Here is a 12,450-nt window from a genome sequence, read left to right as displayed (position 1 = left end):
TGGTGATTTTTTCGTCTCCTTACCTCTTGCATAATCTCTTACTTTTGTCAATGTTCATGTTAAGAAAGATGTGGGTAATGGATAGCTTTTTAAGGGGGACTAAGGGGGATCTTGAAGGACTGTGCAGCTTAACCCAACCGTATTGTCTCTGGACGCAATTTACGGTTTATCGAATAGCTTAAGAAGACTCACCCTGGTTCTGCTACGCAAAACCTGTCCCTCTCCTTGGTAAGGAGAGGGATGTCTGTCAGGATAGGGTGAGGTTTTTGTTTCGGGTAATTGAAGAACTTGTGTGTACACGGTAGCACTTCCTCAATTTACCGTTTTGCAACTCGGATCAATAAGAATAGACCTATTCCCAAAAAAACAAAGTTGGGCAACCAAGCCCCTACAAAGGGAGAGAGGACACCTGCTTGCGCGATCGCACCACTAATAAAGAAAATTAAGTAGTACGAAAATATAACTATGACACTAATCCCAAAGCTGGTACCTCTTCCAGTTCGCTGGGGTATGCTTCCCATTGCTGCACCGACTAAACCAAAAACTACACATACAAAAGGTAAGGAGATTTTTTGTTGAATCCGCACTTCGAGTTTACGAATTTTTTGGCGATCGCCACCGAGATTTTCCACTTCTAGTTGCTGTAGTGCTTCAGAAATATTCATCTCACCATAGTCTCGGCTTTTTTCTGCCAGACTTAATGGCGTGCGCGGTAGTTGCAGCTGTTGGTGTTCAAATCTGACAATGTTGCGATAAGAGCGATCGGCAGCGACAAAATAGATCGTGCCGTTGTAAAAATCCCAGACATTTTGAGAAGGATTCCACTGGGCAGATTCTGATACCACAATTTGATTCAGACCTTTTGTTGAGCGGTCTATAATCGTCAAACCTTTCATCCGCTTACCATCAAATTGGTCGGCGTAAAACAAGCGTGTCAATATCCTATTCTTAGAGCCATCCGGCTCGGCAACATCCTGGTATTCAGGATAGAAAATATTTTGCTGTTTAAAAGTTGGCTTGTCTGATTGAAGGGCTTTATCCAGAGTCATCGCCGCTTGATAATTTGCTGCTGGTGCAATTTCTTCGTTAAACACAAATGTCATTCCTGTAACCACAAGACTTAACATCACAGCAGTTAGCACCATGCGATAGACGCTGACTCCACAACTGCGGAGAGCAATTAGTTCGCTGTCGCTAGAAAGACGACTGTAGGTCATCAAAGTAGCCAGCAGCGTAGACATGGGGAAGGCTAAAACGATAAAGTTGGGAAATTTTAACAAAAAAACTTGAATAGCAATGTCTATAGGTAGCCCAGATTCTACAATTTTTCTGACGAGATCAAATACAGCATCAATGGTAACGCCAAGTGATGAAAAAGCTCCTACACCAAAGAAAAACGGCGCTAACAATTCGCTGGCAAGATAGCGATCCATCATCGTAAAAGGCAGCAGCGAATGGAGGCTGTAGAAAGACGTGAGCTTCTTTGAAATCATAAGCAACTTGAAAAGTTAAAAATTGGCAAACTTTAGGGAAGCAAAGTATACAGCAGGAGTTAGGAGTTAGGAGTTAGAAGTTTGGAGTCTTTATATCTGGTCTTGAAGTCTAGGCTCTGTAACTCACTTAATTGCAAACTGCTGTATCTACTGTATTTAGCATCAAATTTCAATTCTCAATAGCTGAGAAAATCAAATGAAATTAATTAAGGAATTTATGCTTAAGAATAAACAATAAAAAAATCCTTTGAAATTATTAACTAAATAATTGTTAATTTAGACTTGAAAATTATCCCCTAAATAATATTGCCGCACGAGGGGATTGCTGTAGAGTTCGTCAGCAGCGCCAAAAGCGAGAATTTGTCCCTCGCGCATGATGTAGGCGCGATCGGTGATAGCCAGGGTTTCGCGGACATTATGATCTGTAATTAAGATTCCCATGCCGCGATCGCGCAGTTGTGCGACAATTTGCTGAATTTCTGAAACTGCGATCGGATCAACTCCCGCAAATGGTTCATCCAAAAGTAAAAATTTTGGCCCTTCTTGTCCAGCAGCTAAAGACCTTGCTAATTCCGTTCGCCGTCGCTCACCACCAGAAAGTTGAATTCCTTTACTATTGGCTAATTTTTCCAACCGAAACTCCCGCAGTAAAGTTTTGAGTCGTCTTGACCACTCCCATCGTGGCACATTAGTTTGCTCTAGCACCAACAGAATATTATCCTCTACCGAGAGTTGGCGAAAAACACTTGGTTCTTGTGCTAGATAACCAATACCCAATCGCGCCCTTTTGTGCATTGGCATTCCCGTAACATCCAGATTACCAAGCCAGACTTTTCCTTGATTGGGTTTTTCTAAACCTGTGGCAATGTAAAAGGTCGTCGTTTTACCAGCCCCATTGGGGCCTAGTAAACCAACGACTTCGCCTTGAGCAACAGAAAGATTGACACGATTGACAATTACTCGCTTGCCGTAAGATTTGTGAATATTCTCTAAAACAATTTTCACGCTGGAGGCACCCTTTCTTGATGGTAGATGCTAATTAGAAGGCTTGAATACTGGTGTCTTTGGCGCAGGTGTCGCAGTTTGTCCATTATTATTTGATTCCTGCACCATGTAGATGGACTCTACCTGACGGTTGGATTGGGGTAAGGCAACAAATCGCCCTTCGTCAATTAAATAGGTTACTTTCTCCGCCCGAATACTGTTACCGCCCTGTTGCAAAATATAGACGTTGCCACTGAAATCAATTCGGCGTTCTTTACTAAAGTACTGTGCTTGGGCAGATGTTGCCTGAATCTGGCGAGCCGGATACAACATTTGCACATTACCACGAGCGGTGACTACTTGATTTTTAGCGTCATATTCTTGCACATCAGCGCGGATAGTCAGGGGGCGATTTGCTCCAGATGTTTGTGCAGTAGCGGTTTGCAGTTGGGTAGGGAAGACAAAAGCGCCCAAGAGTGCAACTGGCAGCATTAAAGCTAATCCAAAGCGACGCATTTGTGATATTGGCAATTGATAGCAGGGCATCATAGCAATTTGGGATTCAGGATTTCAGCTTGTATTCTAATTATCTCAAGTACTTTATCCAGACTATGAAATATATAATCTGGAGTGATTTCCGATAACTACTGGCTGAAATAGTGACGCTACCCTTAACCTTAAGGTTTCAGGTAATTGACATAGGAGTGAAAATGGCGTAGGCCATCCGTGACAGGTTAAGATAAAGTGCATTTTGTCAACCAGTTAAAATACTCAAAATAGCCTTATTGAAAATGATTATCGTGTAGGGGATAGAGGGAAGGAGGCGAGCGTCGCTCGCCTCCTTCCCTCTCTATTTGATTATCATTATCTTTAACGTCTTTGACAACTTAAATAAGATATGAAAAGGTATTGTAACGAGAGAATAACTTTGTTAAAACTGGGCTTAATTCTTAGGTAAATTCAATTATCAAACGAGGTAATGAAAAATTTGGTTTACCGCCATGCCCAAGCGACCAAAACAAAACTGTGACCACCCACACCGACATCATACTCCTACTATAGATAATGAAGCGATGCCTTCGGCGGGCTACGCCTACGCTAAACACTTAGAAGCTTTATTAACCCCAACAGTTTTTGCCCAACAAAAATATTATAAACAGTTAGGATTACGAGACAGAGTTCTCAATTTATCTTTAATGGTAGCAGCAGTATTAACACTGTTGTGGCGACAAGTTCCTGGCGTTCAAGAGTTGAATCGTCTGTTAGCACGAGAAGGTTTATTATGGTGTCCTGTTACTAAAGTTGCTCAACAGTCTTTGTCAGAAAGATTTTTAGTATTTCCTTCGGAATTATTTGAGCGAACGTTTAAAGATTTATTGCCGAAATTGCAATTTAATTGGCAACAAAGATTCAGGCGACCATTGCCAGATAGCGTAAAGTTTTCACTTGATAATTTTGAACGAATATGGATAGCTGATGGGTCTACATTGGAGGCTCTATTTCGGAAGCTAAAAAGCTTGGAAGACTTGAAAACAGGGCAACTTGTGGGTAAGATTTGTACAGTTATTGATTTAGTTACTCGTTTACCCGTTGAAGTTTGGTTTCACACTAATCCCGCAGCTTCGGACACCAATTTTGAAGCGGCGGTACTCAATTTGGTGACTGCTAAGACTTTAATTTTACTCGACAGAGGTTTCTATCATTTCCAGTTTTTACAACAACTGATTAATCAAGAAGTCCATTTTATTACTCGTTTAAAAGCCAAAGCATCTATTAAATACTTAAAAATTTTTAGCTATGAACATTTACTTAAAGACCGATTGATTCAACTTGGTACTGCTCGTCGTGGCGCACCAGTACTGACTTTACGTTTAATCGAGATAAAGGTTGGTAAAACTAGCTATTCTTATATTACTTCTGTTCTCGACCCACAAAGATTACCTCCCTACGTCGTCGCTGATTTATATCGACGAAGATGGAGAATTGAAGAGGCTTTTTACGTGGTTAAACGTTTATTGGGACTGTCTTATTTATGGACTGGTTCTATTAATGGTGTCAAGCTACAAGTCTGGGCAACTTGGTTATTTTATGCTGTTTTAGTTGATTTGGGGGACGCGGTAGCTGATGAATTAGCTTTACCATTTGACCGCATTTCTTTGGAGATGATATTTCGTGGTTTGTACCATTTTAGTGTTGCTTATGACAAAGGTAAGGCGGATGACCCTATTAAGTACTTCGCTGCAAAAGAGAATCAAGATTTAGGAGTTGTTAAAGCGCTGCGAAAACCAGTCTCCAAGCTGGATTTATCCCCTTTTCCTGCACCCTCTTGACAAAAGTGCAATCACTCTAACCTCTCACCGATGGGCGTAGGCACAATTCATGAATTGTGCCTACCAAGGATTTCGCGCAACGCATAAATAATTTCACCAGATGTCTAATCAGTAGTTAGCACAATTCTAGGCAAAGATAAGACTTGATTTTCACCCAAATCACCAGATGTAATCTTGTCTGGCCCGATTTTTTGTAATGTTGTCAACAACACTGCGCTCTGACTCAATAGCTCATCGACATCAACGCCGCCGTAACTAGATGGGTAACGCCGCAGGCGATTGCCGCCTTCTCCAAGTAGAATTACTGCACCTCGCCAGTTAAGATTCTCCAAATGATACAGTGCTACAGCAATTTGGAGAATGCCTTGATAAAAGGTTTTTTCTGGTTCACTAGCTTCAATCCACAAAGCCTCTAAAGTGTCATGACAGGCATAGAACTGACCAGAATTGAACTGTTCTACGCCTTGCCAAAACTCTTGGGGCATAATTTCGCTCATCCCATGCTCTCTCGTACTTCTTTAATTGTTTCGAGAGAGATTTCTTGTTTTTCTCCAGCAAACTCGTTGTCAGGAGTGAGGAACAGCATGCAATGGCACTCTTTGCGTTCTCTCATGGGTACACAAGGACAGTTCCAATATGTGGCGTGAACCTCAGCTTCTTTATCTTCGTAGTGGCGACAAGGACATAAGGGCGCACCTAGATCGTCTTTATGTTTGGCTAGTCCTTCAATCACAACTGCGGTGACAGAAGGTTCAGAACAGAAATATGTTCCAGTACGCTTGGCGTATTGTTCGGAAAAATGCCGCATTGCCTCTAGGCTTTTATCGCTGGATTTTGTGTTATGTTCTGATGTGATCATGTCGCTCATAATTTAAATATTTCTTTGCATTGTACCTCAGCCTCACTAGAGGATTACTGGGTGTATTTCCCCAACCTTACCTGTTCAAATTGTTTTATCTTTGCTCAAAGGCTGATATGTGGGGGAATAGGGAGTAGGGAGTGGGGAGTGGGGAGTGGGGGGATGAGGGGATGAGGCAGCTTTTTTCCCATTCCCCATTCCCCACTCCCCAATATTTATGAATGTAATGTTTTTTGCAGTTGGGATTGCAGAGCGCGTAGGCGTAGCCCGTCGTAGACATCGCTTTGCAAAACTATACCAGGGTGTTCCCAATTGATTACCTCTGGTTCTGCTGGTGAGGAAATATTTGGCCACAAAACCCAACGACTGCCTTGAGGAAGAGTAGCAAGGCTCAGGGAGTTTTGAGTCAGCCAAATCAAAGGGTAGCTTTTAGGAACTACTGAACTGGCATCTTCTAGGGCTGTGGTTGCTGCTAAGGTTTCTAATACAAAGCGATCGCCTTTAATTAAATTTGTTGATGCTGTCCAGAGTTGCACCTCTAATTGCTGTTGCTGTGCGTAAAAGTACAGCGAAGCTGCGGCAATTACTGCTTGTTCAAAGTTTTCATCTTCCCACTTGCTAGCACTGTCAAGGGCAATAACTATTTCTTGTCCACCTGTCACCATTTCTAATTCCCGCACCCTTAATTCGCCATAGCGGGCGCTAGTCCGCCAGTGAATCAGACGAGTAGGATCGCCAATGCGGTAGGGACGGAGCGATCGCACCAGCCCCGTTGTCGCTGTCTGCAAGGGTCTACCACGGGCATCGCCTTTTTTGCTCTCTTCTTGCCCCATTTCATCCACTAAGGGGCAAGTAGCCAAGGGTAACACTGTGGGATAGACGATCGCCATTGCAGCACAATCACGCTGACGACGACACCAAAATAATCCCAAAGGCGCACCAGAACCCAATTCCACTGTGTGCCAGCGATAGACGCCCCGGCGCTGGGTAGGGTGGTAATATACCCAACGGTAACTACCTTGGCTAAGAATTGTTTCGATTGCCTTTTGTACTGGTTTCCCCAAGACGAAGGGCAGCATATCCTCGACTTTCAATAAGCTTACTGGGTGCTGTGTCTGATTGCAGATTTCTAATTCCACTGTTAGATCATCGCCGGCTGACACCGGCTGCATGGGACGGCGGGTGATGGATAGACCTGTGAGCGATCGCGGCGGTAAGATGGCTGCTACACCCAAAAGGGCAAAACTGATGCCGCTAATGGCATACAGCCAACCAGCCATCGTATTGATACCTGCGCCAAAAAAACAAATAGCGGTTACTGCTAGTATCCAACCGCCATAAGAAGGGGCACAAGCACGGATTTCTAACCAATTGGTGATGGGTTTGAGGATTTTCATGTTTCTTTTTTAACCCAATACCACCCGAAATTCACAGTGTTTCAGGGGTTGCGCCTGATATCCTTATCGAAACCGCTCTAGAACTTGGTTTATGAATGTCTCTCCATCAATATGATTAAATTATGGAACGTAGGTATAAGGTAAAAATATGACAATTACTACCAACTTAAAACAACTCTATGAAACCGATGAAAATTTATGGTTAGAAAAAACTATTGAATTATTAAAACAAAAACAGTTTAACCAACTTGATTTAGAAAACTTAATTGAGGAATTAATCAGTTTGGGAAAAAGAGATTTAGCTACAGCTAAAAGTCTTTTAAGGCAAATTATTATTCATATATTATTACTCCAATATTGGCAGGTAGAATATGAGAGAAACTATCGTCATTCGATTGGAGAAATTCAAACCTTTAGATATGACTTAAATAATCATTTAACGACGAATTTAATAAATAAGTTACAGGATGATTTAGAGAAGATTTATCAAAGTGCAGTTGATTTTGTGAAAATTAAAACCGATTTAACTATTTTTATAGAAAAGTGTCCTTACACTGTTGTACAATTATTAGATGAAAATTATTTACCTTAAATATATCAGTCTTATCTGATTTTGGTGAAATGAAAGCAGCACCGAGAGGCGATGACTACGACGGGCTACGCCTACGCAATGTCCCAAATAGTCATAAAAATTCCCCTTTCAGTACTAAAGGAATAATGTCAATTTTTCCGATGTAACCAAGCAAAAACTTCATCAACAGAGAGTATCAAATTCAAATCTTCTAACACTGGTAATATATCTTTTCCTGCTAATAAATCTGGTAAAGAATTAGGTTGATAAACTAAAATGCAGCGTTCACTTGGATCAATCAACCATCCTAGCTGGCTGCCATTTCTCAAACAGTGTAAAATATTGCCAGTAACTTTAGTTTGACTTTGAGCAGGGGAAAGAATTTCTATTACCCAAGCGGGTGCAAAATCAATACCACTGCTAATAATCTCACCGCTTTCATCCAGTGGTAGTTGATTGATAGAGATAACGACCACATCAGGAACTACTGAACGATTACCGCAGGTACAGCGCAATTTGAGAAAGGCTTCGTAGTTACTGCCCAACCCATCAATTACTGCAACTAAACGTTTTTGCAATAAGCTGTGTTTAGCTCCTCCCATAGGTTTCTGAATTACCTCTCCATTAATATATTCCCAAGCAGGTGACTCTTCAATATATGGAAGTTTTAAAAACTCCTCTAGAGTCGTGCTTTCTGGAACTGTAATTTTTCCTGGTGTCAACCCAACATTTTTCATAATCCTCGCCTTGAGATTGGAACCAAGCCAGCGTGTCGGGATTTACTTGAACAATTTTAACTTGGTGTTTGTGGATAACAATTGTAGGAGTGGTTCGGAAAGTTGCTGCAATTTTGCGTTAGCGAAGCTTGCCTACGCGTTAAATCTCCCGACGAAATGCTCTAATAGCTTCTCCAGCATCAGTCTCAGCCATCAAAATGTAGCGCCTCAGTAAATCCAAATTGAGGTCATTGAGTCCGGGCAGTTGGCTGCGATCAACGCATTCATAGCTGCCGTCATGCAGATGATAGAGCGTTAACAGCCCATCTTCCCAAAACCAGACTTCCAATACTCCCAGAGCTTTATAGCGCTCTAACTTGCTGATACCACCACTGGTAAAAACGACTTCGATGGACAAATCTGGAATCGGTTTAGCGCTGCCAATGCAGTAGGACTCGTCCGCTTGAACCGAGACAACCCCTTCTTTTTCCTGGGTCATTGATCGGGTTGGCTGAAAGAAAATGCCTTTTTCGACGAGAAAGGTTGTTACTAAATAACCGATGACACTGGCAAAAATTTCATGTTCGCGTCCCGGCATGAGAATCTCGATTGTGTCGTCATAGTAAAATAGTCGTACACCAGGAGAACCGTCAAAACCCTTTTGAATTAACTTGAACTGTTCCCACGTCCCATAATGGACAATGCGTTGGTCGGTAGTTCGGTCGAGTCGTGGGAGCATCGCGTTCACCTCTAGCAATCCCTGCCCGAATTGTGACATACTCTTTGTCAGCATGAGTATTATACGCTTTGAAAATAATTGATTTGTTTGCGATCGCTCCTTATATGATTTACTCCATTGCAATCGGTGATTTGGTTACTCATTGCTTCAGACTGAAATGATTTCAAAGGTGTCTTGATGACCAATTCGATAAAACAAGAAATCAGAATCGAGGGTGAGAATTTGACGATACCCTATCTTTTCAGCCCTCAAAACCAACGTTGCATCTGCTAAATCCATTGGGCGATCGCGGTATTGTTCCATCAGTGCCAACAAACGGCTGTAATCACTCTCCTGAATCTCGTAAACAGTCAGCAGTTTATCTAAAAGAAGTTGCCCCAACTGTTTTTGCATTTGCCAGCCGCCACGATGCAGGGCAAGATACATGGCTTCTGTCAGGCATGACCAAGTTGTGACGAGAGGCTTTGCCAAACGTATTACTGCAATTTTATAAGCATTGTGCTGAGGCTGAGTGGGATCAACTAAACACAATAAGACTCCTGCATCGCACAGGATCATAGCTCTAACCCTTGTTGCCGATACTTGTTGAGTAGGAGTTGCTGATAGTTGCTGACTGGTTCAGGTGGAGATACGTCTAGAGAATCTACAGCCTCAAACCATTGTGACCATTTTCCTACAAGCGTTTCATCAGGCTGACTGTCAGCAATTTTAAGTTGATGTTTGTGGATAACAAAATCAATGAAATCGGTCACTTCTTGCAGGAGTGGTTCGGAAAGTTGCTGCAATTTTGCGATCGCAGTTTCACGAATAGTCATGAGAATAATCCTTTTTCAGTCCTCTTTATTTTGACTCAAGGATTTGAATAAATGTACGGTAAGAGCGTCACCGAACAGCCCGTCGTAGACATCGCTTTCTGTAAAAATCTTTAACTGGCTAGCCTTGAGCTTCAGTGACTTCATTATTATTCGCTTTCCTCGTTCTCACCTTCCTCAAAAAGCTTGGCTCCTTGCAAATCCGACAATATTTTAATGGTTGGTGCTAATCGCTCTTTTAGCAACCGACTAAAAATATATGTGCTTGGGCTTTGTTTGCCTAATAAGAAAGTAGCGAGCCTACTTTGGGAAACGTCCCAAACCTTTGTAAATTTTTAAAACAAAATAGGCAACACCAGTGCTAGAAGGTTCTCCCTATTTGCCTGCTAATCATGCAACTCGCGCGTTAATACCTGCTATATGCCTGATAATGAATAAGGCAATCTACAGAGAGCAAAGATGCAGACTCTCCAAAAACTCTCCCTTCCAAGCATGGGCTGTGGCACTTGGGCCTGGGGCAACCAACTGCTTTGGGGATATGACGAAAGTATGGATGACCAGTTGCAAGCCGTCTTTAACCTTTGTGTAAGCAACGATGTGACTTTATTTGATACAGGTGATTCTTACGGAACTGGGAGATTGAATGGTCGGAGTGAGTTACTTCTGGGACGATTCAACCGAGAATATCTAGGTTCAGGCAAAGAAAATATTTGTATTGCTACTAAGCTTGCTGCTTACCCGTGGAGATGGACACGTCAATCAATGGTAAGAGCTTGCAAGACATCTGCTCAACGCCTGGGAAGAAACGTAGATTTGGTACAGATGCACTGGTCTACAGCGAATTATGCCCCTTGGCAAGAGGAAGGGCTGTTAGATGGTCTTGCCGATGTGTATGAGCAAGGACTGGTCAAGGGAGTGGGATTATCCAATTATGGGCCTAAACGCCTTAAGCAAGTGCACAAAAAGTTTGCTGAACGAGGCGTTTCTATTACAACTCTCCAAGTTCAATACTCTTTGTTGTCTACATATCCTGTCACCCAACTAAAGCTCAAAGACCTTTGTGATGAGTTGCGAATTAAATTGATTGCCTACAGCCCTCTGGCTTTGGGATTACTGACAGGAAAATACTCTGAGCAAGGACGTCTACCCAAAGGTATCCGAGGTCTGCTGTTTAGGCAGATATTACCAGGAATGCGATCGCTTTTGGCATGTTTGCAAGAGGTGGCACAGTCCAGAAACAAAACTATGTCACAGGTAGCAATTAATTGGTGCATCTGTAAAGGAACCATTCCCATCCCTGGAGCAAAGAGCGTGGAACAGGCGAGGGAGAATATTGGTGCATTGGGTTGGCAATTAGACGCCAGTGAGATTGCAGAGTTGGATGGGGCGGCGGCGAATGCAGACAAAAAAATGGTACAAAATATCTTTCAAACTAAGTAAAATTTCAAAATGGACGGGGAGCATCTCACTGAGTGCAAATATACCAGATGAAAAACAAGATTCTTGCTCCCTCTCCTTACCAAGGAGAGGGTTGGGGTGAGGTTTTACAAGGCTTTTTACACTCATTGAGATGCTCCCAATGGACGAGGTTTAGGTATAAATAAACAACCCTTTGTAGTAAGCTTTTTAGTGCTGAAAATCCTTACCCTGAGTACTAAAGTACTCACTAGAAACCAGAGTTCATATTTTATCTTTAATTAGATTGACGGGATAATTGCTGATTTGCCTTTACAAGGTTAGTAAACTCTTGCAAAGTTTTCTGATACTTTTCTTCATCTACCCAAAATAAATCATTATGATTTGCCTTTTCAACCCACAAATAAAGTTTTGGGGATATTGCAGCATTGAACAACTTTTGTCCATGAGCAAAAGGAATGATATCATCTGCTTTTCCATGAATTACCAATATTGGACATTTTACGTTTTTGATATTGTCCAAATTGGGAAATTTATCAAAAGGTAAAATCCGAAAAGGTACTATTACTTGAAAAGCGGAAATAAATGAACTTTCAATAATTAAACCAGCGACTGGTTTTCGTCTTGCTAAATTTACCGCAGAACCACCGCCAACCGAACGCCCCAAAAGTATAATTCTTTCAGGTGGTATTTTTAAATTTTGGGTCAAATAATTGTAAGCGCTATTGATATCTTCATATGCTCCCCTTTCTGTCGGCTTTCCTTGACTCGTACCATAACCGCGATAATCATAAGCAAAGACACTAAAACCCCAGGCGTGTAATTTTTGGAGTATCTCTTTGATATCTCCTAAATCTTCGGAATTACCATGAGAATAAAGAACAGTATATTTAGCTTGATTATTGAATAAGTATGTAGCTGAAATATTCGTATTTTTGCCACTTTTTAACTTAATAATTCCGGGATTATCTTGATAGCTAGAAGGTTGAGATAAAAAAATCATACTATCTGCTCTAAAATATACATATCCAGCAAAAAATACAGCAGATTGCGGGTAAATGAGGTACAATAATAATTGGTGCATTAATTACGACAATGAGAGCTTACTCCATCGACTTCCGGTCAAAAATTGT

13 protein-coding genes and 1 pseudogene are annotated in these 12,450 nt (G+C 41.7%); 3 read left to right on the top strand and 11 right to left on the bottom strand.

Annotated elements, in window-relative coordinates; translation table 11 throughout:
• Positions 1–317 precede the first annotated feature (317 nt).
• The 3 genes from V7L05_RS31140 to V7L05_RS31130 all read right to left on the bottom strand — a co-directional run bounded on the left by V7L05_RS31140 (position 318) and on the right by V7L05_RS31130 (position 3,026).
• A complete protein-coding gene (locus V7L05_RS31140) occupies positions 318–1,433 on the bottom strand; it encodes an LptF/LptG family permease (RefSeq protein WP_335170023.1) in 1,116 nt (371 codons plus the stop codon).
• A gap of 336 nt (positions 1,434–1,769) precedes the next feature.
• Positions 1,770–2,498: an LPS export ABC transporter ATP-binding protein gene (lptB, locus tag V7L05_RS31135; RefSeq protein WP_335170021.1), complete on the bottom strand. Its 729-nt coding sequence runs from the start codon at positions 2,496–2,498 to the stop codon at positions 1,770–1,772.
• A gap of 30 nt (positions 2,499–2,528) precedes the next feature.
• Positions 2,529–3,026 carry an LptA/OstA family protein gene (locus V7L05_RS31130; RefSeq protein WP_335170019.1) on the bottom strand — a complete coding sequence of 166 codons (498 nt, stop codon included), beginning with the start codon at positions 3,024–3,026 and terminating at the stop codon, positions 2,529–2,531.
• A 524-nt stretch (positions 3,027–3,550) separates the two neighbouring features.
• On the opposite strand from V7L05_RS31130, the pseudogene V7L05_RS31125 reads away from it, so the two are divergent.
• Positions 3,551–4,795: pseudogene (locus V7L05_RS31125) on the top strand (IS4 family transposase); the annotation flags it as partial.
• A gap of 116 nt (positions 4,796–4,911) precedes the next feature.
• Here V7L05_RS31125 and V7L05_RS31120 read toward each other — a convergent pair.
• The 3 genes from V7L05_RS31120 to V7L05_RS31110 form a co-directional block, all read right to left on the bottom strand.
• On the bottom strand, positions 4,912–5,304 hold the full coding sequence (locus tag V7L05_RS31120; protein ID WP_335170017.1) for a DUF309 domain-containing protein: 393 nt from the start codon (positions 5,302–5,304) through the stop codon (positions 4,912–4,914).
• Positions 5,301–5,666, bottom strand: a complete 366-nt coding sequence (locus V7L05_RS31115; protein WP_334785402.1) for a ferredoxin thioredoxin reductase catalytic beta subunit — start codon at positions 5,664–5,666, stop codon at positions 5,301–5,303. The genes V7L05_RS31120 and V7L05_RS31115 overlap by 4 nt, the downstream gene beginning before the upstream one ends.
• 215 nt (positions 5,667–5,881) lie before the next feature.
• Positions 5,882–7,063 carry a DUF58 domain-containing protein gene (locus V7L05_RS31110; RefSeq protein ID WP_335170016.1) on the bottom strand — a complete coding sequence of 394 codons (1,182 nt, stop codon included), beginning with the start codon at positions 7,061–7,063 and terminating at the stop codon, positions 5,882–5,884.
• Positions 7,064–7,211: 148 nt separating this feature from the next.
• Between V7L05_RS31110 and V7L05_RS31105 the strand changes: the two genes are divergently transcribed.
• Positions 7,212–7,655 carry a DUF29 domain-containing protein gene (locus tag V7L05_RS31105; protein WP_335170014.1) on the top strand — a complete coding sequence of 148 codons (444 nt, stop codon included), beginning with the start codon at positions 7,212–7,214 and terminating at the stop codon, positions 7,653–7,655.
• A gap of 128 nt (positions 7,656–7,783) precedes the next feature.
• Here the strand turns inward: V7L05_RS31105 and V7L05_RS31100 are convergent, their stop codons facing one another.
• From V7L05_RS31100 to V7L05_RS31085, 4 genes are all read right to left on the bottom strand, one after another.
• Entirely contained in the window at positions 7,784–8,371 is a 588-nt protein-coding gene (locus tag V7L05_RS31100; protein WP_335170012.1) for a Uma2 family endonuclease, read from the bottom strand.
• A 139-nt stretch (positions 8,372–8,510) separates the two neighbouring features.
• Entirely contained in the window at positions 8,511–9,128 is a 618-nt protein-coding gene (locus tag V7L05_RS31095) for a Uma2 family endonuclease (protein WP_335170010.1), read from the bottom strand.
• Between the two features lie 108 nt (positions 9,129–9,236).
• The gene (locus tag V7L05_RS31090; protein WP_335170008.1) at positions 9,237–9,647 is read right to left on the bottom strand and encodes a type II toxin-antitoxin system VapC family toxin; all 411 of its coding nucleotides are present in this window, start codon (positions 9,645–9,647) and stop codon (positions 9,237–9,239) included.
• On the bottom strand, positions 9,644–9,904 hold the full coding sequence (locus V7L05_RS31085; RefSeq protein WP_335170007.1) for a DUF2281 domain-containing protein: 261 nt from the start codon (positions 9,902–9,904) through the stop codon (positions 9,644–9,646). Before V7L05_RS31085 ends, V7L05_RS31090 begins: the two co-directional genes overlap by 4 nt.
• A gap of 456 nt (positions 9,905–10,360) precedes the next feature.
• Here V7L05_RS31085 and V7L05_RS31080 point away from each other — a divergent pair, with 456 nt between their 5' ends.
• The gene (locus tag V7L05_RS31080; RefSeq protein ID WP_335170005.1) at positions 10,361–11,341 is read left to right on the top strand and encodes an aldo/keto reductase; all 981 of its coding nucleotides are present in this window, start codon (positions 10,361–10,363) and stop codon (positions 11,339–11,341) included.
• A gap of 253 nt (positions 11,342–11,594) precedes the next feature.
• Here the strand turns inward: V7L05_RS31080 and V7L05_RS31075 are convergent, their stop codons facing one another.
• Complete coding sequence (locus V7L05_RS31075) at positions 11,595–12,401, bottom strand: alpha/beta hydrolase (protein ID WP_335170004.1); 807 nt, start codon at positions 12,399–12,401, stop codon at positions 11,595–11,597.
• Between the last annotated feature and the right edge of the window lie 49 nt (positions 12,402–12,450).

The organism is Nostoc sp. (assembly GCF_036917755.1).
GTDB lineage: Bacteria > Cyanobacteriota > Cyanobacteriia > Cyanobacteriales > Nostocaceae > Nostoc.
Note: the sequence above shows the minus strand (reverse complement) of the source record. Positions and strands in the feature narration are given on the sequence as shown.

Coding starts and splice junctions, on each gene's coding strand:
- V7L05_RS31140 (WP_335170023.1), bottom strand. CDS start 1,433: ATGGATCGCTATCTTGCCAGCGAATTGTTAGCGCCGTTTTTCTTTGGT.
- V7L05_RS31130 (WP_335170019.1), bottom strand. CDS start 3,026: ATGATGCCCTGCTATCAATTGCCAATATCACAAATGCGTCGCTTTGGA.
- V7L05_RS31120 (WP_335170017.1), bottom strand. CDS start 5,304: ATGAGCGAAATTATGCCCCAAGAGTTTTGGCAAGGCGTAGAACAGTTC.
- V7L05_RS31115 (WP_334785402.1), bottom strand. CDS start 5,666: ATGATCACATCAGAACATAACACAAAATCCAGCGATAAAAGCCTAGAG.
- V7L05_RS31110 (WP_335170016.1), bottom strand. CDS start 7,063: ATGAAAATCCTCAAACCCATCACCAATTGGTTAGAAATCCGTGCTTGT.
- V7L05_RS31105 (WP_335170014.1), top strand. CDS start 7,212: ATGACAATTACTACCAACTTAAAACAACTCTATGAAACCGATGAAAAT.
- V7L05_RS31100 (WP_335170012.1), bottom strand. CDS start 8,371: ATGAAAAATGTTGGGTTGACACCAGGAAAAATTACAGTTCCAGAAAGC.
- V7L05_RS31095 (WP_335170010.1), bottom strand. CDS start 9,128: ATGTCACAATTCGGGCAGGGATTGCTAGAGGTGAACGCGATGCTCCCA.
- V7L05_RS31090 (WP_335170008.1), bottom strand. CDS start 9,647: ATGATCCTGTGCGATGCAGGAGTCTTATTGTGTTTAGTTGATCCCACT.
- V7L05_RS31085 (WP_335170007.1), bottom strand. CDS start 9,904: ATGACTATTCGTGAAACTGCGATCGCAAAATTGCAGCAACTTTCCGAA.
- V7L05_RS31080 (WP_335170005.1), top strand. CDS start 10,361: ATGCAGACTCTCCAAAAACTCTCCCTTCCAAGCATGGGCTGTGGCACT.
- V7L05_RS31075 (WP_335170004.1), bottom strand. CDS start 12,401: ATGCACCAATTATTATTGTACCTCATTTACCCGCAATCTGCTGTATTT.